The organism is Salipaludibacillus daqingensis, from assembly GCF_029891575.1.
Taxonomy (GTDB): domain Bacteria; phylum Bacillota; class Bacilli; order Bacillales; family Salisediminibacteriaceae; genus Salipaludibacillus; species Salipaludibacillus daqingensis.
Genome location: NZ_JARZHF010000001.1, coordinates 232,979 through 258,015, shown reverse-complemented (window position 1 = coordinate 258,015; position 25,037 = coordinate 232,979). Strand labels below are relative to the sequence as shown.

Sequence of the window (25,037 nt, the reverse complement as noted above, 5' to 3'; positions counted from 1 at the left end):
CTTTATGAAAGACATATACACTATAATGCTGTAACATGTTACAATAAATGTGAAAAAAGACTAAAACGATTTCATTTTATAATAGTAAATAATTCAGCAAGAGTCTTAAGGGGGAAATGACAATGGCAAATGAGGCAAAAATTTTAGTAGTCGATGATGAAGAGCGTATTAGACGTTTATTAAAAATGTATTTAGAGCGTGAAGAATATGATGTAGATGATGCAGAAAATGGTGAAAAAGCATTAAGTATGGCATTAGCAGAAGATTATGATTTAATTGTATTAGATCTAATGATGCCTGGTATTGATGGAATAGAAGTCTGTGAAGAAATTCGTAAACAGAAAGCAACGCCAATTATTATGTTGACCGCTAAAGGGGAAGAAGCTAACCGAGTTCAGGGGTTTGAAGCAGGAACGGATGATTATATTGTAAAACCATTTAGCCCAAGAGAAGTAGTTCTTCGTGTAAAAGCATTATTAAGAAGAGCATCGTCAACTAAATTCTTACAGACGGAGACAACGACGAAAGATGTACTTGTTTTCCCACACTTGACAATTGATAATGATGCCCATCGTGTAACAGCTGAAGGCAAACATATCAACTTAACACCAAAAGAATATGAATTATTACATTATCTTGCACTAGCGCCAGACAAAGTTTTTGCAAGAGAGCAGTTACTTAAAGATGTTTGGAACTATGAGTTCTTCGGAGACCTACGAACGGTTGATACACATATAAAACGTCTTAGAGAAAAGTTAAATAAAGTCTCTCCAGAAGCGGCAAATATGATATCAACGGTTTGGGGAGTAGGTTATAAATTTGAGGCTGTGAGAGAATAATGATGTTTTGGCGTAGTGTCGTAGGCAAACTGTGGTTTACGATTCTCCTCCTTGTTTCTGTTGTACTTGTTATATTAACTGTCTTATTATTGCAGTATTTTGAGAGATTTCATACGGATCATGCAGAGAGTGAATTAATGAATCATGCTACTTTGATTGTATCATTATTAGAGGATGGAGAAACGGATGATGCGGCATTTACGATGAGTAGAAAGATATCAGAAACATATTCTACGAAAGCGTTGATTATCCTTGATGAAGATGAGTATTGGTATACATCACATGAAACCGTAGATGATTTACCTATTTCCATTTTTTATGAGGACGAGGTTTTATCTCGAGTGATTAACTCAAATGAGACAGTTGTAACACAAGGAAATTATACGTTTCCTGTTAGTGGTGAACAAATAACAGAAGAAGTGATGGTCGTCGGTCTTCCAGTTGAGTTTGCTACTGGGCAAAGAGGTTCGTTGTTTCTTTATCAATCTCTTGATGTTGTGGAAGAAGCTTCAAACCAAACGAAAAATATCATATATTTATCGGCTGGTATCGCAATAGTATTAACAACCGTATTCGCTTTTTTCTTAACAACGAGGATTACTGCTCCATTAAGGAAAATGAGGAAAGCGTCCTTAGAAGTTGCTAAAGGGAATTTTGATACGAAAGTGCCTATTTTAACAAACGATGAAATAGGATTATTAGGAATTGCTTTTAATCGAATGGCTCGAGCACTAAATACGAATTTAAATGCTCTAAATCAGGAGAAGGAACAGCTTTCACGAATATTAAGTTCAATGGCAGATGGTGTTATAACTCTTGACCGTGACGGTGCAGTGATGGTTACGAATCCACCAGCAAATGAATTTATTGGAGCTTGGTTATTTGAACAAGGATATGAAGTGGAAGAGTCAGGAGAGTTACCTGAAGAGTTGCAAAACCTATTTGAACTTGTTGTCAAAGAAGAAAGAGAGCAAATGGGAGAAGTCGACGTTCAAGGTCGAAGTTGGGTTATCTTAATGACTCCGCTTTATGATCAAGAGCATGTTCGTGGAGCAGTTGCTGTCCTTCGAGATATGACGGAAGAACGTTTGCATGATAAATTAAGAAAAGATTTTATTGCTAATGTGTCTCATGAACTTCGGACGCCAATTTCGATGCTACAAGGTTATAGTGAGGCAATTGTTGATGATATTGCTGGTAGTGAAGAAGAGAAGAAAGAACTAGCCCAAATTATTTATGATGAATCACTGAGAATGGGTAGGTTAGTAAATGAATTATTAGATTTAGCAAGAATGGAAGCCGGACATATTCAACTTAATATAGAACCATTAGAAATTGAGGAATTTTCAAATAGAATTGTTCGAAAGTTTCAAGGTGTAGCAAAAGAGCATGATGTAGAGCTAGTAGGAGATATTCATGAGATAAATCAACCCGTTTATGCAGATCAAGACCGAGTCGAGCAAATATTAACTAATTTGATTGACAATGCGATTAGGCATACTCCAGATGATGGAGTAGTCACTCTCCGTCTAGAGCATTTCCATAATGGCGTTAAACTAGAAGTAGAAGACACAGGTGGAGGAATTCCTGAAGATGACCTTCCGTTCGTATTTGAGCGATTCTATAAGGCTGATAAGGCCAGAACAAGAGGACGTTCCGGAACAGGTCTAGGTCTAGCAATAGTCAAAAATATTGTAGATGCCCATCGAGGAAAAGTATCTGCTCATAGCAAAATGGGAGAAGGAACGACATTTTCTGTGTTTTTACCTTACGGATCTTCGCAAGATTTATAAAAAAAACAGGTATAATCTTGTTTCACAAGTAACATAAAAAGGCAGTTCCAATGAATGTTGGGCGGCCTTTTTATTTTTGGGGAGGTTATTTTATAGATTACTGCATATTAGACTTTGAAGAGAGATTAGCGTAGTAAAAAGATTTTGACCGTGATATGGTATCACAAAATAAAGGTGCTGGTGGAGCAAAAAAGGTGTAATAAGTGGTGTGCAAAAAGCAGATTCATGTAAAAAATACAATGTAACTTCCTTTTAATCAACAAAAAACGGCCCGATTAGACCGTTTTTTCAATTTATAATTTTTTATCTTTGTAAATTTCTCTCATCACATGTGCAAGTTCTGGAACAATCAATTCTTTCATGGCAAGTTTCACTGCACCAGATGATCCAGGAGTTGAGAAAACAGCCGTGTATCCTCTTACACCAGCAATCGCTCTGCTAAGCATCGCTGCGGGACCAATATCTTTTTCGTAACTTAAATAACGGAATAATTCACCGAATCCTGGTAGTTCCTTATCAAGCATCGTGGATACTGCTTCGTATGTAGTATCTCTGAATGTGATTCCCGTCCCACCGTTTAAAAGTAACGCTTCAACGTTCTCACTATTGTCAGCATAACGAATCCATTGCTGGATGTCAGTTAAGCTATCTTTAACTATTTCGTGTTTTATGACAGAGTAACCAGCTTCTTCTAACATTTCCTTCATAATATGACCACTCTTATCTGTTTCTAATGACCTTGTGTCTGAAACTGTAAGAACCATACATGAAACTTTTGTTGGTGCTTCTTGTTTATGTTCCTCTACACTCATAAAAATACCCTCCTATCGTGTCATTAATATCTTACTAAGAATTTAGAAAATAAACAAACGAATGGAGCAATATAATTGTTTCTGAGTGCTATTTTTAGTGATAGTTTGTATAATGAAAAATACAGATCAATGAATGAACAGAAATACTAGGAGGTTTGGCATTTTATGAAAATTTACACAAAAAAAGGCGATCAGGGAGATACACACCTGATTGGACAAAAAGTAAAAAAAACTCATGAACGAGTAGAAGCTTATGGAACAGTAGATGAACTAAATAGCGAAATTGGTCTTGCCGTGACGTTTCTTAACGAAAAAATGCATAAAGATATGATTGAACAACTTACTAAAATTCAGCATGAACTTTTTGATCTTGGCGGTGATTTAGCTAACGTGACAAATAATCATGAATGGGCAGTGAAAAAAGAGTATATTGATGATTTAGAAAATAGTATCGATAAATATTGGGAGGAAGCGCCTGAATTGCGGAAGTTTATTTTACCTGGTGGCGAAAAAGGGGCAGCGCAACTCCATGTTTGTCGAACAGTTGCTAGAAGAGCAGAACGGTTAGTTGTAAGAGTCAATGAGCAATCAGAAACTCCCCCCCATTCAATTGCATATTTAAATCGTTTATCTGACTACTTTTTTGCAATTGCAAGGGTAGTTAACGCGAGAGAAGGAACGGAAGATGTCCTTTATGAGCGAGGGAAAGACGTATTCAAATAAGAATTAAAACCAAATAAATACCCGAGATTGGGCTGTTGGAAAATTCTTCTCAACAGCTTTTTTGGGTGCTTAGATCGCAAACCATCTTATTGGGGTGTGGGGATGGTTTGCGATCTTCTTTGGTCTTAGTAAAAGCTGTTCTCAATAGAATTTATGAATAATAAAAAAAACCTCCACCTTTTGAAAAAGGTGGAGGTTCTCGATAATCTGCCGATATGGTTGTTTCTAGTATTAATTCTTAATAGTAAATCTAGATAAGAATTTCGATGTCAGCGTCGTCACGAAGTTGTTGTATATATTGTTGTTCTTTGACTTCACTCTCTAACTCGTCTTCAATCTCTTCAAACTCAGCAATTTCAGGATCTTGCATAGCTAATTGGTCGTAGTATTCTCTAACTTCGTCTTCAGTCACATCAAATTCATCTTCATCAACATGTTCCATTTTGCGAAATTCTTCAATTAATAAAATATCACGAATTTCTTCTTCCATTTCTTCAACCGTATAGTTCTGAGTAGCTAGATACTCTTCTAACTCTTCTTCACTTTCAAACTGAGCGCGAATTTCTTCAAGTTCTGCTTCCAATTCTTCTTCAGATACTTCGATGTCTTTATCACGTGCTTCTTGTGTGATTACTTCTTGAGTAATCAGTTGATCAAGAATACCTTGTTGAATTTGCATAAGCATCTCTGCATTTTCTTCATCTTCAAAATCAACACCTTGCTGGGCAAACATTTGCTGATATTGTGCCATTTGAGCTTGAAGATCTGCCATTTTAATTTCTTCTCCATTGACAGTAGCTACCGCTTCTTCTGGATCAGCTTCCATATCAGCTTCACCATCCATGTCTCCCTCACCATTTTCATTACTAGCTAAATTATTATTCTCTTCTTCAGTAATGTTGTTATTTTCTTGATTAGCGGAATTGTCTCCGTTATTTGCCTCATCATTTTCTCCGCCACATGCAGCTAGAAGAATTGCTGCTGAAAGTGGAAGAGCAAGTAGAGCTTTTTTGTTCATTCTCTTCATTTTTTTAATCAACCTTTCTTTGTCTATGTGTGAAATATGTGCATAAGTACAACTTTACCATAGAAGAGGAGACTAATTCAATTTATTAATTCTAAAAAACTTGATGTTTATGTCTAGAACCTTGACAATTCATACGAAGGAACGTAAGCATTTTACATAATTAATAATACGGATTCATGACCCATTGTAAAACAAAACTATAAGGGGATTTGGTGTTCGTAGACGGAAAACGAGTCGATCCTGATCAGCGTTATTTAAAAATGGGTATAATGTAAATAAAAAACGCGAACTTCCTTCGTTTAAGGAAAGTTCGCGATGCTATAAAGTCGTAAATAATTATAATTCGATACTTGAGACGGAGACAATTTCTTCAATTTTAGCAAAAGCTTCGAGAACAGACTTATCGCACTCTTTATCAGTAGACATAAGCATAATTGCTTTACCACCTTCCTGTTTTCGGCCTACTTGCATTGCTGCAATATTGATATCATGAGTACCTAACAGTTGTCCTACTTTCCCAATAACCCCTGGTCTATCATTATGTTGAACGTACAAAGTATGTTTCGCCGGTTGGAAATCAAAAGAGAAGCCGTTTACTTGAACAATTCTTGGGCCAATTTCTTGGCTAAATGTACCATAAACTTCGATAGAATTTCCTTCTCCATAGATGGTTGCTTTAACAAAATTGGAATAGCCTTGAGATTCATTCTCATGTTTTTCAACTACTTGAACATCTCGTTGTTTAGCTATCCAAGAAGAGTTAACTTCATTGACATATTCATCTATTCTATGACGAAAAAAACCAGCAAGAAAACTTCGATTAAATAATCCTGTTTCTTGATGAGAGATCTCACCAGCATAGCTGATCTCAATTTGTTTAACTGGTTCACGGAATAGTTGAGAAGTCATTTCTCCAAGAGTTCTAGTTAATTTAGTGACAGGAGAAAATTTCTCGAATATATTACCTTCAAGGTATGGTAAGTTTAACGCATGAGGAGCAGGGTTCCCTTCAAGAAAGTCTAATACTTCAACAGCAACTTGTTCTGCAACATTTTTTTGAGCTTCGGTTGTTGACGCTGCAATATGTGGTGTAGTAATTACTTGTTCTAATTTAGTTAACGGATGGTTTTTAGCAGGTTCTTCTTCAAATACATCGATAGCTGCGCCCTTTACTTGCCCATCAGTAATGGCTTCATACAATGCTTCCTCATCAATGATCCCACCTCGAGCACAATTTAAAATATAAACACCTGGTTTTGTTTGTTTAAGTGTCTGCCGGTTTAATAATCCTTTTGTGTCTTTTGTCAGAGGGGTATGGACAGTGATGAAATCACTATTCGAAAGAACCTCACTTAATTCAACTGGGACAACATTGTTTTTTTCAGCTCGTGTTTTTGTTAAAAACGGATCATAAGCGATCACATTCATTCGGAACGCTCTGGCCCTAGAAGCTAATTCGGCTCCTATTCTTCCAAATCCAATGATGCCTAATGTTTTACCATATAGTTCTTCTCCCTGATAAGACTTACGGTCCCATCGCCCTTCTTTCATAGATTGGTTTGCTTGAGGAATATTTCGAACGAGAGAAGCTAACATAGCAAAGGTATGTTCTGCCGTTGATATCGTATTCCCATCAGGAGCATTAATGACAACAACTCCATGAGAGGTGGCCGCCTCCATGTCTACATTGTCTACACCTACGCCTGCCCTACCAATTATTTTTAAGCTGGGCATTTTCTCAATAAGTTCTTTTGTTACAGTTGTGGCACTTCTAATGAGAAGGGCATCAACTTCATCTAGAGAAACAGTTGTATCTTTTATTGATTCAAAAACCACGTTAACTATTGAGCTTTCAAGAACCGGTTTTAAACCTTGTTTGTCCATTTGATCGGACACGAGAATCGTAAATAGTTCTTTATTAGTTTTGGTCGGTTGCTGAATTTGTACCATAATCCATCTCCTACTCAATAATTTTTTAATTATTCTATATTAACACGAAATTCAGTCATTACACTATAGATTTAATGTATGAAAAGAATAGAGCTCAAAATGACATAAACTTAGCTATATCATATCATTAAAAAAACTTTAGTATTCTATTCAAAAAATAAGAAAGAGATAGTAAAGACTCTTCTCATTTAAAAGTAACCATTTCTTAGAAAACGGTTTATTATAAAAATAAAATGTATAGGAAAATTTTGATAGATTACTGTATTGAATCTTTTCGTTTTTATATGTACAATTTATAAGTAAGTATGTTGCATATGAATAAATAAGATGATTCCCGATTACGCTATAAGAATTTGTTAAGTGTCTCACAAATAAAGTATACTAACATACTTAATTCACATGGCAATCAGAGGGTTTCACAACTCGTTATCTTGTAAAAAAGTTACGAACTAAGAAAGGAGAGAACGGTTGTGATTAAACACGTTCGATCTAAAAAAATCTATGAAATTGTCGCAGAACAACTAACGGAAATGATCATTAATAGCGAATTTGAAGCTGGAGATCGCTTACCGTCTGTACAACAGCTTGCTGAGGATTTTGATGTTGGTCGGTCCGCAATTAGAGAAGCGTTAAGTGCTATGAAAGCCATGGGATTAATTGAAATCCGCCAAGGTGAAGGGACATTTGTCAAAAAAGTTGACTTCGATATATCAAGTAAAATGATTCCTTCTGTGATTTTAAAAAAAGATTTGGAACAACTTTTTGAAGTTAGGAAACTAAACGAAACAGGAGCTGCTCGTTTAGCCGCCATCAACCGAACAAATCAAGATATAATAGAGCTTGAACGAATTATTGATGCGATGAAACGAATTCATGGAAACGGTGAGTTAGGGGAGAAAGCAGATATAGATTTTCACATGGCTATTGTCAGTGCAACAAAAAATGATATGCTTTATCGTTTAATGACAACGGTTTCAGATACGATGAGAGAATCAATGAAAGAAGCACGTCAGCTTTTTCTTTATTCTAATCCTATGAAAATGACTCAACTTTATCAAGAGCATGTAGCAATTTTTGAGGCGATAAAAAACCAAGATTCAGACGGAGCATATAGAGCGATGATGGATCATATTGTTGGTGTTGAAAGTGAATTATTTAAAGAATAGAACAGTTTAAATAGATTGGAGGGGATCTCATTAGCAAGTGGATAAAATATTTACAGTCTTCTCCTTTGTTTGAGGGGTTGACAGAAGAAGAATTAGTGCCAATTATAACCATGAGTAGAAAGAAAACTTTAAAAGATAAAGAACGATTATTTTGGGAAGGCGAAGAAAAAGAATCATTTTTCGTTCTCGGAAAAGGTACAATATTAATTAGTAAACTTTCGGAAAGTGGAGATGAGAGTTTAATTAACGTTTTAGGAGAGGGAGAAATTTTTCCTCACACAGGATTTTTTCATCGATCTCCATATCCCGGAACAGCAACAGCGAAAAGAGATGTAACGGTGTTATGTATACCTATTGAGGGATTTGAAAGGTTTATACGTGAAAAACCAGAACTTGCCTTTAAAATTATTCAAGTTATGAACGAGAAAATCGTCTACCTACAGCGTAAATTAAACGAAGTGTTATCTTTAAATGTGGAGTCGCGACTTAAATCTACTTTTTCCTATTTAGTTGATGTTCAAGGAAGTGTCATACAATTAACGCACCAAGAATTAGGTAATATCATAGGTGCTTCTAGAGAAACGGTCAGTCGACAATTGAAAAAGTGGGAACACGAAGGGTTTGTTGATGTAAAAAAAGATCGAATTATTGTTAAACAAAAATTTGATCTGAATAACTAATAAAAGAAAGCTTTAATAAAGCCTGTTTTTTTAGAGACAACCATGCTAATCTATTTCAGACCATGTGGGATGAAAATAGGATTCCTATCTGTGAAGATGCTGGAACTCTCTCTAGTCTATTTTCAAGGTAGCCTAATAGAAACTAATATAGAAAAAACCACCGATTAATCGGTGGTTTTAAAGTATACGCTATTCGAATTTCAACGCGTCTCCATCAAAAGGCTCTTCTGCAATTTTGATAGAATCAGTTGGACATCCGTCTAGTGCGTCCTCCATATCTTCATAAAGTTCCTCAGGAACTTCTTTTGTACCTTGGTTATCATCTAAGATTACCCACGCGATGCCATCATCGTCGTAATCATAAATGTCTGGAGCTGCTGCTCCACATGCCCCACAAGCAATGCAAGTGTCTTTGTCTACGATAGTGTACTTTGCCATTAAAAATAACCTCCCATTGAATTGTAATATGGAAACCCTTTATGACTCTCTCTATATATAAAAAGGGCATAATTTCAAGAACATCTTCATCATTAAAGCTGTTCTTTCTATTTTCATTGTAAAGGTTATCACATGACTTTTCAATAGAAAAAGTAATTGAGAATGCTTTTCAGCCAAGGCCTCGATTGGATTGGGTGTACCTTTTCACTTATAATAAAAATAGGTCACAATAAAGGAGACAGTTGATATGATAAACGGAATGACCAGTCTTCATTATATTATCTTGCAAACAACATATGCTATTCAAGGAGATAGAACGATTAATGGTATTATTCATATTTTACGTGGGAAAAGATCAGCTCAAACGATTCAAGACATATCATTATTTCAACTAGAGCAATCGGCAGCTATTTTAAAGAACGAACCGAAAAAATATGTAGATGCAAAAGCAAATGAACTTCTTGAAAATGGATGGATAGTAGAAAATTCTGATAGAGGCGTGAATTTAAGTACTGTTGGCAATATGGCACGAGAGAAATTACTAGAAAAATATAATATTCCGGATACATATCACGGGTTAAAATACGAATGGAATCATTCTAGTTATTATTTTTGGGAACAGCTCTCGTTACTCGTTCAAACGATTTCTTATTTAAAAGATAAGCAATCTGCATTTATACCTGTGAGCTATGATAGAATAGCGCAAAATAAAGTGAAGCAATTACTACAAAAATATCATGATATAGATTACATAGGTGACCAAGTTTATCAAGAAATAGAAAGAGTTTTATCGAATAAAACGGAAAAAGAAGCGACACTATTTGTTAATCGCTTAACATCTAATTTTAGGACAGGGAGAACTTTCGATCAACTGTCATCGATTTACTATGGAGACAGATTGTATACATCTATCGTATTTCGCTCCACTTTGCATGATATGATAGCTAAGGCCAATGAGGATCGTAAGAACAATCCTATTTTATCGTATTTTCAAATTGACAGGGATGGAACCTTTACAATTACTCAAACGTCAACTGTGACAAAGAAATTATTTGAAGAAGGGTATTCCTTGGACGAAATTGCTAAACGAAGAAACTTGAAGCATAGTACCATCGAAGATCACGTCATTGAATTAGCGATCCATGATCCTAACTTTAACTTCGATTCATTTATTACTGGTGAGCAGTTACAAGAGATTGAGAAAGAAATGAAACGGTTAAATACAAGAAAGCTAAAACCTATAAAAGATGAATTTGGCGATAAGTATACTTATTTTCAAATACGTTTAGCAATTTCTTCTTACAAAGGAGAATGGAGTCAATGAACAACGTATTGCAAATATTAAAAAAAGACTTTGGATTTGATCAATTTAGGGAAGGGCAGCTAGAAATCATTCAATCGATATTATCTGGAAGGGATGTTCTTGCTGTTCTACCAACTGGAAGTGGAAAAACATTATGTTACCACTTGCCAGCAAAAATATTTGGTGGATTAACAGTTATCGTTTCACCACTTGTATCATTAATGGAAGATCAGGTTACTCAAATTAGAGCAAATGGTGACAAAGCGGTAGCACATATTAGTAGTTTAATTTCCCCTAATGAAAGAAAAGAGATCCTGAAAAATATACAAAGCTATCATATGATTTTTTTATCACCTGAGATGTTAGCCCTCCCGTTTATTAAACAAAAATTAATCAGTCAACAAGTCAGTTTATTCGTTGTAGATGAAGCACATTGTATATCTCAATGGGGGCATGAATTTCGGACGGACTATTTACGATTAAATGATGTTCGTCGAGAGCTTGGTGGGCCTCCGTGTATGGCATTAACGGCAACAGCTACACCAGAAGTGGAACAAGACATTCGTCGATACTTAGAGATGCAAAATGAATCAGTTTACCGAGCTCCTGTTAATAGGAGCAACATTTACATGGCGATGGAAACAGTTAAAACACCTCGAGAAAAAGATGCGTTTTTTTTAGATGTGATGAAGAAAATCAATCATCCAACAGTCGTTTATACAGGAACGAGAAAAGGGACTGTTTATTATGCCAATCTTCTTCAAAAAGAAGGTTTTCTTCATGTAGCTTTTTATCATGGGGGAATGACTAAAGAAGATCGATTGCTTATTCAGCAACAATTTATTCGTGATGAGGTTGATGTTATTTGTTGTACAAATGCTTTTGGTATGGGAATTAATAAGCCTAATATCCGATCGGTTATCCATTTGAACCTTCCTTCTTCTATCGAACAATATGTTCAAGAAATAGGACGAGCGGGACGAGACCAGGAACAAAGTTTAGCTCTTCTGATTAATAGTGAAGAAGATCGGTTTTTGCCTATCTCATTTATTGAAAACGAATTTCCAAACGAAACATGGTTAGATCATATGTTGTCAGGTGAGCGGATAGATGGACTGGCAGTAGAAGAAGTGCGGCAACTATACCAAATCGATGAGACACAATGGAAAATGCTAATGTTTTATCTTGAAAAGGAAAACGTTATAAAAAAAGGTTATTTTGATTTTAAAGGAAGAACAAATACAGTATTGGCAAAAATTAAAAAACACTTTACTAGAAGACAAAACGATAAAATAACACAGTTAAATCGAATGAATAACCTATTGCATTCAAAGGAGTGCATTCGAAATAATATAAGTTACTATTTCGGTGATGACGTTCAAAATTATTCTGAAATGACATGGTGTTGTTCAGCTTGTCAGGAGTTTGATTCATATGTTCAAGAAAGAAAAGGATTGAGGAAAGGAGAAGCAATAAAAACTCAAATAGAAAGCAATTCTCACCAAGAGTCTTGGAGAGATAGGTTGCAATCTATGTTGTTGAGAAGGAACGGGGATAAGAATAGTGAATAAACAAGCAGAATTAATAAAGAAATTAACAGATAAAGAACTTATACTTAACCTCTATGTTACCCAAATTGGCATGCTTGTTATTGCAATATTAATAAGTTTGTTTTTAGGTAATGTGTTTTTACCCTTTCAACATCTATTTTTTCAATTAGATCATTTGATGATTGGTTTTGTTTTTGGTATTGGGGTTGTTCTAATAGAACTCTTCTTATACCGTATAGTCCCAAGAAAATGGTTTGATGATGGAGGTATAAATGAGCGAGTATTCTCTGCATTGCATCCAATACATATTGTTTTTATATCTTTGATTGTAGCAATTAGTGAAGAAATATTGTTTCGAGGCGTTTTACAGTCTCAATTTGGTATATGGATTGCATCGTTCATTTTCGCTCTCGTTCATTTTCGATATTTATCAAATATATTTTTATTTAGTGTTACTGTCGCCCTTAGTTTCTCTCTAGGAGGTTTGTTTCTTTGGACTGAAAACTTATTAACAGTCATCGTTGCTCATTTTATCATTGACGTCATACTAGGACTTCTTATTCGATATAAATCGAAAGGAAAAGAAAAAACAGGATAAGTGTTTCAGAAAGTTACCGTACATGGTAGATTTAAATTATGACATCAACGGTAATGAGACTGCTTGAATAAAAGTGAGGTGATTCCATTGTCACAACAATTAAAACGAGAAAATAGAGATCATGAAAAGCAATGGGACAACGTTGACTCAAATATGGACGAAATCAGCGTAGATAATCTTCCCCCTAGAAAAGAAGCGCACAAAAAAAATTCTCAAGCTAAATCACGGATGGAAAAACGTAAAAAGAAAACAAGGATTCGATTTCCATTAGTTAGAATATGGTTATTTTTATTTTTATTACTGGTTGCTCTTGTAACGACTTATCCATGGTGGGGATAAATAAATATCCTATTTTAACTTCCTTTTGCATAAGCTTTTACAAAAGGAGGCGGACAAGTTGGTAGGGAAAGAGAAATTAAAAGATAATGAAGTAGAAAGTATTGATTCTTACTTGGTAAAGGCCATTGTAAAGGCAAAAATGAAAGAAAAAAAAGCGGAGAAAAAATTATTTAAGGCAGGGTTATTTGTTCTAGGAAGTGTTGCAGGTTTTCTTTTGTATTTATCAACGCAATGGGAGATGTTAATGAATAGCCCTTCTATGTTAACGACAATAGCAAGCGATCCAATCGTATTAGTTTTTATGTCTGTGATCGGAATTAGCTTTGTCCATTTACAAAATAAAAAATTTAAGTTTGAAAAAGCTGAGAAAGATTATGATGAATTAAAAGAAGATATGATAGAAAGAGCTTCTGATATTTGGTCTACGCCAGAACAGTGGATGGAGCGCTCTAGAATATTTGAAGAACTAAAACAAACGTACGATATTAATTTATACCATAAATAAACCGAGGTCATGTCCATGATCTCGGTTTATTTATGGTAATGCACATAAGCTCATGTTATTAATGAAACTATTCCGAGGATTCCATATGTTATTTACCGAAAAAAATGACTTTGTTTCGATCGAATTTCATTCCATTTACTAATGCATGGTCAATATCTAACTTTTGTAAACAACCAAACGCTATCGTTTTGCATTCATTTGGACAAAAAACTTCAATTGGAAGGCCGTACTTATTAAATTCAAGAAAATCATCATCAGTGACGAGAAACTGTTTATTGCTATAGAGTAATTCCAACAGATCCTTCACCTCCAATAAACAGAATATTCTGATAAGGTAATTATATACGGAATAGGTTGTTTATTTCAAGCTTCATTTTTTAATAAATGAATATACATTTAGGTTTAATTTCTATTTCCAACGTTTTTATGAACATAACATATATTGTATTGAAAGCGTTTTCAACAATGGTTTATAATTAAGAGTGAGATGAGGGGGAGGTGACGCTGTGGAGTCGAACCGTATCATTGTAACGGGTCACTACGGCAGTGGAAAAACAGAATACGCTTTACATGAGGCTCTTCAAAAAGAAGGGAGCCAGATTTACTTGTGTGATTTAGACGTAATAAATCCTTATTTTCGTTCGAGAGATTACAAAGAGGAGTTAGAGGTTAATGGGGTAAACCTCGTAGCACCTAAAGGCGATTTAATGAAAGCGGATTTGCCAATTGTTACTGGTGAAGTGGCAATGAGGCTTAATGAGAAAGATGCCACTGTCATTATTGATGTCGGTGGTGATGAAGATGGGGCAACGGTACTTGGACAATTTGCACCAGTTATTGAAGAGATGCCATATGAGTTTTTGTTTATTGCAAATATGAATCGCCCGAGTGTCGCAACAGCAGAAAAAATGATTTCAGTCATACGAGCCATTGAATTAAATTCTCGGTTACACGTGACAGGTATTATCCACAATACACATTTATGTGGGGAAGCAGTAACTTCGGAAGAAATACACCACGGAGAAACCGTTTGTCAAGAAGTGTCTAAGAAATTAGGAGTACCTTTAGTAGCGACCATGATAGAAGAAGAATTGTATAAAGAAATTTCAGAATCTTTAATAGCTAAAGAACAATTAATCATTTTCAAAAGAAGGTTACGATCACCGTGGTATGTATAACAAAATAGGAGGGAACTCGCATGAGAGTAGAATTCAACGAAGATCGTTGTAAAGGGTGTTCTTTATGTGTCAGTGTTTGCCCACAAGGGATCGTTCGTTTATCGACAAGAATGAATATAAAAGGATACCAGGCAGCCGAAGTCGTCGATCAAGAGGCATGCACAAGTTGTGCAGCATGTGCACGGATGTGTCCAGATTCAGCGATTACTGTTTATCGACCTATAAAAAATAAACAGAGAGCATCATAGGGGAGAGGATCAGATGGGGAAAGTATTGATGAAAGGTAATGAAGTTATTGGTGAGGCAGCCATTCATGCAGGTTGTTATTATTTTTTTGGGTACCCAATTACACCTCAAAGCGAATTAGTTGCCTATATGGCTAAACGATTACCTGAAGTGGGTGGATTATTTTTACAGTCAGAGAGTGAAGTTTCAGCGATTAATATGGTTTATGGAGCGGCTTCGGCTGGCAAGCGAGTGATGACCTCATCTTCAAGTCCAGGTTTTAGCTTGAAACAAGAAGGGATATCCTACCTTGCTGGTGCTGAACTTCCGGCAGTCATTGTTAATGTGGCAAGAGGAGGTCCGGGATTAGGTAATATTCAACCATCTCAATCAGATTATTTTCAAGTAACAAAAGGTGGTGGGCATGGTGATTATCACACGCCTGTTTTAGCACCGGCTAACTTACAAGAAATTATTGAATTAACATCAGATGCGTTTCGAATCGCTGATCAATATAGGACTCCAGTAATTTTACTTGGTGATGGAATGCTTGGACAAATGATGGAACCTGTTGAATTTAATGAAAAAACAGAGACTGGTGATAACTTCATGAAAGATTGGGCAACAACAGGAACAGAAGGAGATGGTTTACCCAAAGTAATTACTTCTCTTGATTTAAATGATGTAAAACTAGAACAACGAAATCATCGCTTGCAAGCAAAATATCGGAAAATCGAAAATAATGAAACGAAAGTGGAAGTGAAAAATGTAGAAGAGGCAGATTATGTGATTGTTGCTTATGGAACTGTTGCAAGAATTGCGCATAGTGCCATAGAAAAAGCACGACAAGATGGCATAAAAGTGGGACTCATTCGACCTATTTCATTGTGGCCGTTTCCTAAAAAAATAATTTCTGACACGAGTAAAAATGTAAAGGCGATATTAACGGTTGAAATGAGTGCAGGGCAAATGGTTGAAGATGTTCGTTTAGCCGTAGAAGGTAAATCCCCTGTCAGTTTTTACGGACGTACAGGTGGTATCATTCCCACAGTAGATGAAATCTATAGAGAGATTTTAAAACTTGGAAAAGGGGTGACCTCATGAAAACGGCGTTTGAACGAACAAATGGTTTGAAAGACGTAGATACTCATTATTGTCCAGGGTGCACACATGGGATTATTCATAGATTAGTCGGAGAGACTCTCGCCGAGATGGGGGCGTTAGAAAGAACTGTAGGTGTTGCATCAGTCGGTTGTTCTGTTCTATCATACGATTATTTCAATTGTGATATGACACAAGCAGCGCATGGTCGAGCGCCTGCCGTTGCTACAGGCGTGAAACGTGTGTTACCGGATGATCGTCTTGTCTTTACTTATCAAGGAGATGGAGATTTGGCATCTATTGGAATGGGTGAAATTGTTCATAGTGCAGCAAGGAGTGAAAATATTACCGTCATCTTTGTGAATAATGCTATTTATGGTATGACTGGTGGTCAAATGGCACCAACGACACTTATGGGACAGAAGACGGCAACATCTCCATTAGGAAGAAGTTCTGCAGCACAAGGATTACCGATTCGTGTTTCAGAAATGTTAGCAACGTTAGATGGAACTACCTATATCGAGCGTGTATCCACGCATGATGTTGCCCATGTTATGAAAGCTAAAAAAGCGATTAGAAAAGCGTTTGATACACAAGAAAAAAATAAAGGTTTTTCTATGGTTGAAATTTTATCCACATGCCCAACGAACTGGGGATTAACTCCAGAAGAGTCTTTACAATGGGTAAAAGATGAGATGATTCCCTACTATCCATTAGGCATTTATAAAGACCTACGTGAAGAAAGGTAGTGAATAAAAATGAAACAGGAATTAATCATTGCTGGTTTTGGTGGTCAAGGTGTGATGTCAATGGGACAGCTTCTCGCTTATGCTGGAATGAAAGAAGGCAAACACGTTTCATGGCTCCCTTCATATGGACCAGAACAACGAGGTGGGACAGCGAATGTATCCGTTGTTATAAGTGATAAGGAAGTAGGGTCACCTGTCATTGATAAACCGACTTCTGTCATTGCTTTAAATAATCCTTCTTTTGAGAAGTTTGAACCGATGTTAATCGAAGGGGGAGATTTATTCACCAATTCAAATTTAGTTGATATATCAAGCAAGAGAGAAGATATTTATTTTCTACCGGTTCCTGCAACGGAAATTGCAAAAAATTTAAAAATGGAACGAGTAGCAGGTATGGTCTTATTAGGAGCTTTTATAACAAAAACAAAGGTTCTGTCTAAAGATAGTCTTTTAGAAGCGTTAATTAACGTGTTAGGGGAAAAGAAGAAACACCTGATAGGTGTAAATGAGGAAGCAATCCTTGCAGGAGAAAATCTTATTGAAAAAAAGCTCTTCTTAACGAAATAAAATGATAGAATAGTCAATGTATTAGAGTAGTTGGAAAATGATAAATGTTACAACGTTGATATCAAAAGTACCCCTTTCTGAGCGAACGGCACGTCTACTCATTCAGTCCAAGAACTAGGATGAGCATTTTGATGTGTGAAAGGAAGATTGAAAGTGTCTTATAATCGATTATTTTTTACATCAAAGAGCATCATATAAGACAATCAATCGTTACATGACCGTCTCAGAAGTGTTTTCTTTTGATCAACACTTGCGTGATCAATACCGAAAGAAAAAGGAGAGGATCGAATGAGTAAGGAAGTCAGGTCAGATATTGAGATTGCCCAAGAAAGTAAGATGATTAAGGTGCAAGAAATCGTGAACCAACTTCAACTCCATGAAGAGGAGTGGGAACCTTACGGCCACTATAAAGCAAAACTTTCATTATCGGTTTTGGATCGTTTAGAGAAGAAACCAGACGGTAAAGTAATTCTTGTTACAGCAATAAATCCAACTCCTGCAGGTGAAGGTAAGTCAACGGTAACAGTTGGATTAGGTCAAGCGCTCAACAAAATAAATAAAAATACAATGATTGCTTTAAGAGAGCCCTCATTAGGACCTACGATGGGTATTAAAGGTGGCGCCGCTGGAGGCGGGTATTCTCAAGTGGTTCCAATGGAAGACATTAACTTACACTTTACAGGAGACATTCATGCGATCACAACAGCTCATAATGCTCTAGCCGCAATGTTGGATAACCATATTCATCGAGGGAACGAGTTGAAAATAGATGTGAGAAGAGTGATGTGGAAACGTGTCTTGGACATGAATGACCGAGCGCTCCGTCAGGTTGTTGTCGGATTAGGTGGTCCACTTCAAGGAGTTCCGAGAGAATCTGGATTTGATATTACTGTTGCTTCAGAAATCATGGCTATATTATGTTTATCTAGGAGTCTTGAAGATTTAAAAACACGATTAGCTAAAATGGTCGTAGCATATAATGTTGACGAAGAACCTGTAACAGCTAGTGACCTTCAAGCTGAAGGGGCGTTAACATTATTATTAAAAGAAGCAGTGAAACCTAATCTTGTACAAACGTTAGAAAATACTCCGGCTTTAATTCATGGTGGACCTTTTGCTAATATTGCCCACGGTTGTAATAGTGTTATCGCAACGAAGATGGCCTCTAAATTAGCAGACTACGTTGTGACAGAAGCTGGCTTTGGTGCGGATCTAGGTGCGGAGAAGTTCCTTGATATTAAAACTCGTGCTGGTGACATTGATCCAAGTTTAGTTGTTATTGTAGCAACGATTAGAGCATTGAAAATGCACGGTGGAGTCCCGAAAGATGAGTTAAAGTTGGAAAATGTTGAAGCATTAAAGAATGGACTTTCAAATCTCGAGAAGCATGTTGAAACGATACGAAGTTTTGGTCTTCCTCATGTGGTAGCCATTAATCGTTTCATTCATGATACGGAAGATGAAATTAGTACGTTGACAAAATGGTGTGAAGATCAAGACATAAATGTGGAACTAGCCGATGTATGGGCTGATGGAGGAGAAGGTGGAATCTCATTAGCAGAGCGTGTCGTACATGAGATTGATCATGCTGAGATTGATTTTAAGCATATGTATGAATTAGATACATCCATTGAAGAAAAAATAAATAGCGTTGCTACAAAGGTATATGGAGCAAAAGGAGTAGAGTTTTCTGCTGAAGCAAAAAAACAATTGGTGGCATTTGAGAAAAATGGGTGGGGGAAATATCCTATCTGTATGGCTAAAACTCAATATTCTTTATCTGATGACCCTACCAAATTAGGACGGCCTAACGATTTTATTATTACTGTAAGAGAATTAAAAGCTTCGGTAGGAGCAGGTTTCATTGTTGCATTAACTGGAAATGTTATGACAATGCCAGGATTACCAAAAGTACCTGCAGCTGTAAATATGGACGTAGATGAGAATGGAAAAGCACTCGGGTTATTTTAGGTGTTCAGAGTATTTAAATGAATCATAGGTTGAGAATACTAAATAAGAAACAGAGTGGCGTTTACCACTCTGTTTCTTTTCAGTAAACTATCCTGAGAAAAAGTACGGAAGACCTCCACTTTGTATCAGATGTATTTATTTCTCGAGGCCGCAATGCAGCTTTATTTAAACAGTTGTCGAGTAATCAATTATCTAAATGATTATATTGTTTTATGTGGTGTTTTTCGTTATACTGAACGATATTCTAACACAAATTGAAAGAAGGGACAAAGGAGCACCCGATGTACATAATAATTGTATTGATCCTAACTGCGATGGTCATTTTACCCATACTCATGTATCGAGAGGCGAATAAACTAAACATCAAACATGAAACTGTTACTTTACCTATCTCCATAAATGAAATGACAATCTTATTTGTTACCGATATACATAAACGAAAGATTGATCGAAACTTGTTTCAAGAAATACCAAAAGTTGATTTTGTCATCATCGGTGGAGATGTCTGTGAGGTTGGTTTAGAACCAGGTCTGCTTGATGATAATTTATCTACCTTAACCTCTTTTGGAAAAACGTTGTTTGTTTGGGGAAATAATGATTATGAGTACGGTGAAAAAGAATTAAATCATTGTTTAGAAAAGCATGGTATTTTAGCGTTAAACAATGATTCGATAACGATCGATGGACATCTAGGTAAGTGGACAATTGCTGGAGTAGAAGATCTAGGCCAAGAACGAACAAATGTTCAGCAAGCCCTATCAAACTCAGTAGGACCTGTGTTATTAGTAGCTCATAATCCTGAAGTAGCTTATTTACTTAGGGAAGAACATAAAAACGTGCAAGCAATTCTTTCAGGTCATACTCATGGTGGACAAATTCGGTTAGGCCCATTTTCCATATCGGAAAAAGGAGGATGGAAAGTAAAAAATAAATTTCCTGTTTTAATTAGCAATGGTTTCGGTACAACAAGGATTCATCTTAGATTTGGTGCCGTTCCTGAAGTTCATCTTGTTACAATCAAAAGTGATACATAAAAGCTTAACTAGAAATTTGCACAATTCTACTGATGGATTATAATGAATTTATCGACTAAAATAAAAATAATTTCAAGCATTCCTTTGTTTTTTACAAATTAAGCAAATAAGGAGTACTTTTATCTTATTTAGAAGCAATGATACTAGCTAAAGAAGGTGTCCGGGTATGAGTGATCAAACTGGAAAGTATAATATTAAAGCTGTTTCAAACATGCTTGGAATCCACCCAGGGACACTTCGAGCATGGGAAAGAAGATATAATGTCATTGAGCCTGTTAGAAACGAAGCAGGTCATCGCTTGTATACAGAAGATCAAATGAAAGTTCTTAAATGGATAATGGCAAAAGTAGAACAAGGTTTTACGATAGGACAAGCTGTTGAACTATTAGATAAACAAGATGTCATCGATGATGTTGACAAAGAGAGGGTTTCTAGTAACCAACTTGACACGTTTAAGGAAGATCTTTTGCAATCATTGCTTAGTTTTAATGAAAATAAATCCAATCAGACGTTGGATCTTGCTTTTAACGTTTTTTCAATAGAAAAAGTAGTCATCACGATTCTAGGTGATATTTTAGTTGAAGTAGGAGATCTTTGGGAAAGAAATGAAATATCCATTGCCCATGAACATTTTGTTACATCGTTTATTCGCACAAAAATTGGGATGGTATTTCATAACTTACCGGTAAATACAATGCTTCCAAAAGTCATTTGTGTTTGCGGTCCTAATGAACGACATGAGATCGGATTACTTATATTCACATTTTTTCTGCGAAGAAGAGGTTATGAAGCAATTTATTTAGGTTCAGGCATTCCAGAAAAAGATGTCTTTCAAGTAGTGGAAGAAGTAAAACCAAAAATGATTGTTATTTCATGCACGCTTGTTGATCATTTATCCGATACGATTAGATTAGTAAGCCAATTAGATGAACATTTTAGTGAATTAAAAATAGGTTTAGGTGGACATGCTGTAAAAAGCTTGTCTAAAACAGCAAAAACAATGTATCGTCCTTATTTAATTGGTGAAAATGATGACGAATGGCTTGAATGGTTAAAATCGCAATTAACATAGAAGTAATATATAGGCAAGATATCGCACCAATTCTTCAAGATGAACATATTTTAGAATTAACAAAGTCATCGAACACGGAAATGAAGAAAGATGACATGAATAGGGGAGGAATTTTCATGCGCCTCGAAAGACTAGCTTACGATAAGATGAAAATATTTTTAACATATGAAGACCTTGAAGAACGAGGGATTTCAACAGATAAAACGTGGACAGATGTACCTGTCATTGATGACATGTTTCAAGATATGATCGCTGAAGCTAGTCAAGAATTAGATTTTGATGCTGAAGGACCGGTAGTCGTTGAAGTTTTTTCTATTCCAGCGCAAGGAGTCGTTGTTATCGTTACAAAAACCGAAGATCTATTGGATGATATCGAAGAACCAGTGTTAGAGTGGCAGTTAAGTAATGCACAAAACGATCCAATACTCTTTCAATTTGATAACATTGAACACGTTATTCAAATGTCAAAAACATTATCATCACTCGATATTCATGAAGGAAAACTTTATTCCTTTGAAGGTTTGTACTTCTTTCACTTTCATGAAAATGATGTTTCTCATTTAGAAAAAACGACACTTGTATCAATTATGAGAGAATTCGGAGAAAGAGCAAACGTAACTACTTATCAAATCGAGGAATACGGAAACGTAATCATGGAATCGATGGCCGTACAACAAATGTGCGCACATTTTTCTTAAAGAAGCCAGAAGTACATTTGGCTTCTTTTTTCTTATTTTGTTAATCAGGTGTTAATTTTGGAATTTTGGAAATTCATTTGAAATGCATACACATTTCTTTCGTGAGTTGTAATTTCAGGAAAGTTTAAGTGAAGGAAAGAGAACTACATTTTCACGATCAACATTATCTTTTAATAGAGAGGTAATCCTATAGGTTAAAAGATAAAATTAACCTTGAAATAATCATTAAAAATATGACAGAACAGTGGAAAAAAAGTGTTAAGTTCTTTATAGTAAGAAGGAGAAGCAACCTATAAATTAATCAACCATATTTCTAGTCATATGAGCAGGGGTGAAACGAATGGCAGGTAGCGATAAGATGGGAAAAACAGAAAATGGTATCAAAGAAGAACCAAAATCGAAACAGAATGTTCTTCAGTCTACTCAAACGGTTATCCACCAAGCGTTAGGAAAACTAGGATATTCAGATGAAATGTTTGAGTTAATGAAAGAACCATTGAGAATGATGACTGTGCGCATTCCAGTCAGGATGGATGATGGATCAAACAAAATATTTACCGGCTATCGTGCTCAACATAATGATGCTGTTGGACCAACTAAAGGAGGAGTTCGTTTCCATCCTAATGTTTCAGAAACAGAAGTGAAAGCGCTATCAATTTGGATGAGTTTAAAAGCGGGGATTGTTGACCTTCCTTATGGTGGTGGGAAAGGAGGGATTGTCTGTGACCCAAGAGAAATGTCTTTCCCTGAGGTGGAAAGGTTAAGTAGAGGTTATGTTCGTGCGATCAGTCAAATTGTTGGACCAACAAAGGATATTCCTGCACCGGATGTGTTTACAAATTCTCAAATCATGGCATGGATGATGGACGAATATAGTCGCATGAGAGAATTTGATTCACCAGGTTTCATAACGGGGAAACCACTTGTATTAGGAGGGTCTCACGGACGAGAATCTGCCACAGCTAAAGGGGTCACGATTTGTATCCGAGAGGCTGCAAAGAAAAAAGGTTTAAATGTTGAAGGTGCTCGAATTGTGATTCAAGGGTTTGGTAATGCAGGTAGTTTTTTAGCGAAATTTATGTTTGATGCAGGTGCTAAAGTAGTTGGGATTTCCGATGTATATGGTGGTCTATATGACCCTGAGGGATTAGATATTGATTATTTATTGGATCGTAGAGACAGTTTCGGGACCGTATCTAAGCTTTTCAAAGATACGATTTCTAATGATGAATTACTTGAATTAGATTGTGATATTCTCGTTCCGGCTGCAATTGAAAATCAAATCACGGAAAGCAATGCCGATCGAATTAAAGCAGGTATTATTGTTGAAGCTGCAAACGGACCGACTACGATTGAAGCGACAAAAATGTTAAGTGATCGAGGAGTATTACTCGTTCCTGATGTGCTTGCAAGTGCTGGAGGCGTCACTGTTTCCTATTTTGAATGGGTGCAAAATAATCAAGGATTCTATTGGGAAGAAGAGGAAGTGGCAAAAAAATTAGAGAAGGTTATCGTCACTGCCTTTGACAATGTTTACAGAGTAGCTTCCGTTCGAAACGTAGATATGAGATTGGCTGCTTACATGGTCGGTGTCAGAAAGATGGCTGAGGCAAGTAGGTTCCGAGGCTGGATTTAATAATGATTTCACGTTAAGATATCACTATAGTTTGAATCCCTTTAGTAAAATAAAGGGATTCTTTTTTTCATTCATTGAAAGAGGTGTAACGAATGCATAAGGAAGATGTCATTATAGTCGGAGCAGGACCTTGTGGTTTATCAGCTGCGATTGAATTACAAAAAGAAGGGTACAATCCTTTAGTTATCGAAAGAGGGAATATCGTTCATTCTCTCTATAAATATCCTACACACCAACAATTTTTTAGTTCTAGTGAGAAACTTTCCATTGGAGATATTCCGTTTTATAGTACAGAGAGGAAACCGAAACGAAATGAAGCCCTCGTTTATTATCGACAAGTAGTGAAGGAAAAAAATATCCGTATCCATGCGTTTGAAGAAGTTAAGCAAGTTAACAAATTGTCGGATGGGAAATTTCACTTACAAACAATAAGAAATTCAGAGGAGCAGAGGGACTATAACGTCGGTTTTGTCATTATTGCAACTGGTTACTATGATTCGCCGAATTATATGGGGATTAAGGGTGAAGAGTTACCGCATGTTTTTCATTATTTTCATGAGGCTCATTCCTTTTTTGATCAAGAAGTAGCAATCATTGGCGGAAAGAATTCCGCTGTGGATGCCGCTCTCGAATTAGAAAAAGCTGGAGCAAAAGTTTCGGTTTTTTATAGGGGAGACGATTACTCTCCTAGTGTGAAACCTTGGATACTACCGGAATTTAGCGGTTTAGTTACAAAAGGCGACATCACGATGCATTTTGAAACGGAGATCGAAGAAATTACAAACCAAAGCATCATTGCTAAAAAAAATGACGTCGTAACGGAATACCCTGCCCGTTTTGTATTTGCAATGACAGGATATCATCCAGATCATTCTTTTATAAAGGGAATGGGCGTATCGATTGATGATAATACAGGACGACCATTCTATAATGAAAAAACAATGGAGACGAATGTAAATAATATTTATATTGCGGGTGTCATTGCAGCAGGGAATAATGCAAACGAAATTTTCATTGAAAATGGTCGATTGCACGGAGAAATCATTGCAAAACATATTGCAGCGAAATAGTAACAACAGACCC

General features: G+C 36.1%; 26 protein-coding genes. 21 read left to right on the top strand and 5 right to left on the bottom strand.

Annotated features, from left to right (window positions below):
- The first annotated feature begins 122 nt into the window (after nucleotides 1–122).
- Nucleotides 123–839, top strand: coding sequence for a response regulator transcription factor (locus QDN89_RS01315; RefSeq protein ID WP_280768277.1), 717 nt, complete (start codon nucleotides 123–125; stop codon nucleotides 837–839).
- On the top strand, nucleotides 839–2,632 hold the full coding sequence (locus QDN89_RS01310; protein ID WP_280768276.1) for an ATP-binding protein: 1,794 nt from the start codon (nucleotides 839–841) through the stop codon (nucleotides 2,630–2,632). The genes QDN89_RS01315 and QDN89_RS01310 overlap by 1 nt, the downstream gene beginning before the upstream one ends.
- Nucleotides 2,633–2,925: 293 nt before the next feature.
- Here the strand turns inward: QDN89_RS01310 and QDN89_RS01305 are convergent, their stop codons facing one another.
- Complete coding sequence (locus QDN89_RS01305; RefSeq protein WP_280768275.1) at nucleotides 2,926–3,444, bottom strand: MogA/MoaB family molybdenum cofactor biosynthesis protein; 519 nt, start codon at nucleotides 3,442–3,444, stop codon at nucleotides 2,926–2,928.
- A 165-nt stretch (nucleotides 3,445–3,609) separates the two neighbouring features.
- On the opposite strand from QDN89_RS01305, the gene QDN89_RS01300 reads away from it, so the two are divergent.
- Nucleotides 3,610–4,167 (top strand): cob(I)yrinic acid a,c-diamide adenosyltransferase, encoded by a 558-nt coding sequence (locus tag QDN89_RS01300; protein ID WP_280768274.1) that lies wholly within the window; start codon nucleotides 3,610–3,612, stop codon nucleotides 4,165–4,167.
- Nucleotides 4,168–4,417: 250 nt separating this feature from the next.
- Here the strand turns inward: QDN89_RS01300 and QDN89_RS01295 are convergent, their stop codons facing one another.
- Nucleotides 4,418–5,194, bottom strand: a complete 777-nt coding sequence (locus QDN89_RS01295) for a SurA N-terminal domain-containing protein (protein ID WP_280768273.1) — start codon at nucleotides 5,192–5,194, stop codon at nucleotides 4,418–4,420.
- A 336-nt stretch (nucleotides 5,195–5,530) separates the two neighbouring features.
- Nucleotides 5,531–7,144: a phosphoglycerate dehydrogenase gene (gene serA / locus QDN89_RS01290; protein ID WP_280768272.1), complete on the bottom strand. Its 1,614-nt coding sequence runs from the start codon at nucleotides 7,142–7,144 to the stop codon at nucleotides 5,531–5,533.
- A 470-nt stretch (nucleotides 7,145–7,614) separates the two neighbouring features.
- On the opposite strand from serA, the gene QDN89_RS01285 reads away from it, so the two are divergent.
- On the top strand, nucleotides 7,615–8,310 hold the full coding sequence (locus QDN89_RS01285) for a FadR/GntR family transcriptional regulator (protein WP_280768271.1): 696 nt from the start codon (nucleotides 7,615–7,617) through the stop codon (nucleotides 8,308–8,310).
- Nucleotides 8,311–8,405: 95 nt separating this feature from the next.
- Nucleotides 8,406–8,990 (top strand): Crp/Fnr family transcriptional regulator, encoded by a 585-nt coding sequence (locus QDN89_RS01280; RefSeq protein WP_280768270.1) that lies wholly within the window; start codon nucleotides 8,406–8,408, stop codon nucleotides 8,988–8,990.
- A 189-nt stretch (nucleotides 8,991–9,179) separates the two neighbouring features.
- On the opposite strand, the gene QDN89_RS01275 is transcribed toward QDN89_RS01280, so the two are convergent.
- A complete protein-coding gene (locus QDN89_RS01275) occupies nucleotides 9,180–9,428 on the bottom strand; it encodes a ferredoxin (RefSeq protein ID WP_230895133.1) in 249 nt (82 codons plus the stop codon).
- 247 nt (nucleotides 9,429–9,675) lie between these two features.
- On the opposite strand from QDN89_RS01275, the gene QDN89_RS01270 reads away from it, so the two are divergent.
- From QDN89_RS01270 to QDN89_RS01250, 5 genes are all read left to right on the top strand, one after another.
- Nucleotides 9,676–10,752, top strand: a complete 1,077-nt coding sequence (locus QDN89_RS01270; RefSeq protein WP_280768269.1) for a YpbB family protein — start codon at nucleotides 9,676–9,678, stop codon at nucleotides 10,750–10,752.
- The gene (locus tag QDN89_RS01265) at nucleotides 10,749–12,302 is read left to right on the top strand and encodes a RecQ family ATP-dependent DNA helicase (protein WP_280768268.1); all 1,554 of its coding nucleotides are present in this window, start codon (nucleotides 10,749–10,751) and stop codon (nucleotides 12,300–12,302) included. The genes QDN89_RS01270 and QDN89_RS01265 overlap by 4 nt, the downstream gene beginning before the upstream one ends.
- On the top strand, nucleotides 12,295–12,879 hold the full coding sequence (locus QDN89_RS01260; RefSeq protein WP_280768267.1) for a CPBP family intramembrane glutamic endopeptidase: 585 nt from the start codon (nucleotides 12,295–12,297) through the stop codon (nucleotides 12,877–12,879). The genes QDN89_RS01265 and QDN89_RS01260 overlap by 8 nt, the downstream gene beginning before the upstream one ends.
- Before the next feature lie 87 nt (nucleotides 12,880–12,966).
- Nucleotides 12,967–13,218 (top strand): hypothetical protein, encoded by a 252-nt coding sequence (locus QDN89_RS01255; RefSeq protein ID WP_280768266.1) that lies wholly within the window; start codon nucleotides 12,967–12,969, stop codon nucleotides 13,216–13,218.
- A gap of 58 nt (nucleotides 13,219–13,276) precedes the next feature.
- Nucleotides 13,277–13,723 carry a DUF2663 family protein gene (locus QDN89_RS01250; protein ID WP_280768265.1) on the top strand — a complete coding sequence of 149 codons (447 nt, stop codon included), beginning with the start codon at nucleotides 13,277–13,279 and terminating at the stop codon, nucleotides 13,721–13,723.
- An 88-nt stretch (nucleotides 13,724–13,811) separates the two neighbouring features.
- On the opposite strand, the gene QDN89_RS01245 is transcribed toward QDN89_RS01250, so the two are convergent.
- Nucleotides 13,812–14,018, bottom strand: coding sequence for a hypothetical protein (locus QDN89_RS01245; RefSeq protein WP_280768264.1), 207 nt, complete (start codon nucleotides 14,016–14,018; stop codon nucleotides 13,812–13,814).
- A 211-nt stretch (nucleotides 14,019–14,229) separates the two neighbouring features.
- On the opposite strand from QDN89_RS01245, the gene QDN89_RS01240 reads away from it, so the two are divergent.
- From QDN89_RS01240 to QDN89_RS01190, 11 genes are all read left to right on the top strand, one after another.
- Nucleotides 14,230–14,901: a hypothetical protein gene (locus tag QDN89_RS01240; protein WP_280768263.1), complete on the top strand. Its 672-nt coding sequence runs from the start codon at nucleotides 14,230–14,232 to the stop codon at nucleotides 14,899–14,901.
- A 20-nt stretch (nucleotides 14,902–14,921) separates the two neighbouring features.
- Entirely contained in the window at nucleotides 14,922–15,149 is a 228-nt protein-coding gene (locus tag QDN89_RS01235; protein ID WP_280768262.1) for a 4Fe-4S dicluster domain-containing protein, read from the top strand.
- A gap of 13 nt (nucleotides 15,150–15,162) precedes the next feature.
- Nucleotides 15,163–16,230: a 3-methyl-2-oxobutanoate dehydrogenase subunit VorB gene (locus QDN89_RS01230; RefSeq protein ID WP_280768261.1), complete on the top strand. Its 1,068-nt coding sequence runs from the start codon at nucleotides 15,163–15,165 to the stop codon at nucleotides 16,228–16,230.
- Complete coding sequence (locus QDN89_RS01225; RefSeq protein ID WP_280768260.1) at nucleotides 16,227–16,976, top strand: thiamine pyrophosphate-dependent enzyme; 750 nt, start codon at nucleotides 16,227–16,229, stop codon at nucleotides 16,974–16,976. The genes QDN89_RS01230 and QDN89_RS01225 overlap by 4 nt, the downstream gene beginning before the upstream one ends.
- A 9-nt stretch (nucleotides 16,977–16,985) precedes the next feature.
- Entirely contained in the window at nucleotides 16,986–17,543 is a 558-nt protein-coding gene (locus QDN89_RS01220) for a 2-oxoacid:ferredoxin oxidoreductase subunit gamma family protein (protein WP_280768259.1), read from the top strand.
- A gap of 288 nt (nucleotides 17,544–17,831) precedes the next feature.
- Nucleotides 17,832–19,514 carry a formate--tetrahydrofolate ligase gene (locus QDN89_RS01215; RefSeq protein ID WP_280768258.1) on the top strand — a complete coding sequence of 561 codons (1,683 nt, stop codon included), beginning with the start codon at nucleotides 17,832–17,834 and terminating at the stop codon, nucleotides 19,512–19,514.
- 281 nt (nucleotides 19,515–19,795) lie between these two features.
- On the top strand, nucleotides 19,796–20,548 hold the full coding sequence (locus tag QDN89_RS01210; protein WP_280768257.1) for a metallophosphoesterase: 753 nt from the start codon (nucleotides 19,796–19,798) through the stop codon (nucleotides 20,546–20,548).
- 166 nt (nucleotides 20,549–20,714) lie between these two features.
- Nucleotides 20,715–21,620 (top strand): MerR family transcriptional regulator, encoded by a 906-nt coding sequence (locus QDN89_RS01205; RefSeq protein ID WP_280768256.1) that lies wholly within the window; start codon nucleotides 20,715–20,717, stop codon nucleotides 21,618–21,620.
- A gap of 116 nt (nucleotides 21,621–21,736) precedes the next feature.
- Nucleotides 21,737–22,318, top strand: a complete 582-nt coding sequence (locus QDN89_RS01200; RefSeq protein ID WP_280768255.1) for an adaptor protein MecA — start codon at nucleotides 21,737–21,739, stop codon at nucleotides 22,316–22,318.
- 358 nt (nucleotides 22,319–22,676) lie between these two features.
- Nucleotides 22,677–23,954: a Glu/Leu/Phe/Val family dehydrogenase gene (locus tag QDN89_RS01195; RefSeq protein ID WP_280768798.1), complete on the top strand. Its 1,278-nt coding sequence runs from the start codon at nucleotides 22,677–22,679 to the stop codon at nucleotides 23,952–23,954.
- Nucleotides 23,955–24,046: 92 nt separating this feature from the next.
- Nucleotides 24,047–25,024: a YpdA family putative bacillithiol disulfide reductase gene (locus QDN89_RS01190; RefSeq protein ID WP_280768254.1), complete on the top strand. Its 978-nt coding sequence runs from the start codon at nucleotides 24,047–24,049 to the stop codon at nucleotides 25,022–25,024.
- Nucleotides 25,025–25,037: the final 13 nt, after the last annotated feature.

What these genes read in the sequence shown, in the direction of transcription:
- QDN89_RS01315 (WP_280768277.1), top strand. Translation starts at nt 123, where the DNA reads ATGGCAAATGAGGCAAAAATTTTAGTAGTCGATGATGAAGAGCGTATT.
- QDN89_RS01310 (WP_280768276.1), top strand. Translation starts at nt 839, where the DNA reads ATGATGTTTTGGCGTAGTGTCGTAGGCAAACTGTGGTTTACGATTCTC.
- QDN89_RS01305 (WP_280768275.1), bottom strand. Translation starts at nt 3,444, where the DNA reads ATGAGTGTAGAGGAACATAAACAAGAAGCACCAACAAAAGTTTCATGT.
- QDN89_RS01300 (WP_280768274.1), top strand. Translation starts at nt 3,610, where the DNA reads ATGAAAATTTACACAAAAAAAGGCGATCAGGGAGATACACACCTGATT.
- QDN89_RS01295 (WP_280768273.1), bottom strand. Translation starts at nt 5,194, where the DNA reads ATGAAGAGAATGAACAAAAAAGCTCTACTTGCTCTTCCACTTTCAGCA.
- serA (WP_280768272.1), bottom strand. Translation starts at nt 7,144, where the DNA reads ATGGTACAAATTCAGCAACCGACCAAAACTAATAAAGAACTATTTACG.
- QDN89_RS01275 (WP_230895133.1), bottom strand. Translation starts at nt 9,428, where the DNA reads ATGGCAAAGTACACTATCGTAGACAAAGACACTTGCATTGCTTGTGGG.
- QDN89_RS01270 (WP_280768269.1), top strand. Translation starts at nt 9,676, where the DNA reads ATGATAAACGGAATGACCAGTCTTCATTATATTATCTTGCAAACAACA.
- QDN89_RS01265 (WP_280768268.1), top strand. Translation starts at nt 10,749, where the DNA reads ATGAACAACGTATTGCAAATATTAAAAAAAGACTTTGGATTTGATCAA.
- QDN89_RS01235 (WP_280768262.1), top strand. Translation starts at nt 14,922, where the DNA reads ATGAGAGTAGAATTCAACGAAGATCGTTGTAAAGGGTGTTCTTTATGT.
- QDN89_RS01230 (WP_280768261.1), top strand. Translation starts at nt 15,163, where the DNA reads ATGGGGAAAGTATTGATGAAAGGTAATGAAGTTATTGGTGAGGCAGCC.
- QDN89_RS01225 (WP_280768260.1), top strand. Translation starts at nt 16,227, where the DNA reads ATGAAAACGGCGTTTGAACGAACAAATGGTTTGAAAGACGTAGATACT.
- QDN89_RS01220 (WP_280768259.1), top strand. Translation starts at nt 16,986, where the DNA reads ATGAAACAGGAATTAATCATTGCTGGTTTTGGTGGTCAAGGTGTGATG.
- QDN89_RS01215 (WP_280768258.1), top strand. Translation starts at nt 17,832, where the DNA reads ATGAGTAAGGAAGTCAGGTCAGATATTGAGATTGCCCAAGAAAGTAAG.
- QDN89_RS01210 (WP_280768257.1), top strand. Translation starts at nt 19,796, where the DNA reads ATGTACATAATAATTGTATTGATCCTAACTGCGATGGTCATTTTACCC.
- QDN89_RS01205 (WP_280768256.1), top strand. Translation starts at nt 20,715, where the DNA reads ATGAGTGATCAAACTGGAAAGTATAATATTAAAGCTGTTTCAAACATG.
- QDN89_RS01200 (WP_280768255.1), top strand. Translation starts at nt 21,737, where the DNA reads ATGCGCCTCGAAAGACTAGCTTACGATAAGATGAAAATATTTTTAACA.
- QDN89_RS01195 (WP_280768798.1), top strand. Translation starts at nt 22,677, where the DNA reads ATGGGAAAAACAGAAAATGGTATCAAAGAAGAACCAAAATCGAAACAG.
- QDN89_RS01190 (WP_280768254.1), top strand. Translation starts at nt 24,047, where the DNA reads ATGCATAAGGAAGATGTCATTATAGTCGGAGCAGGACCTTGTGGTTTA.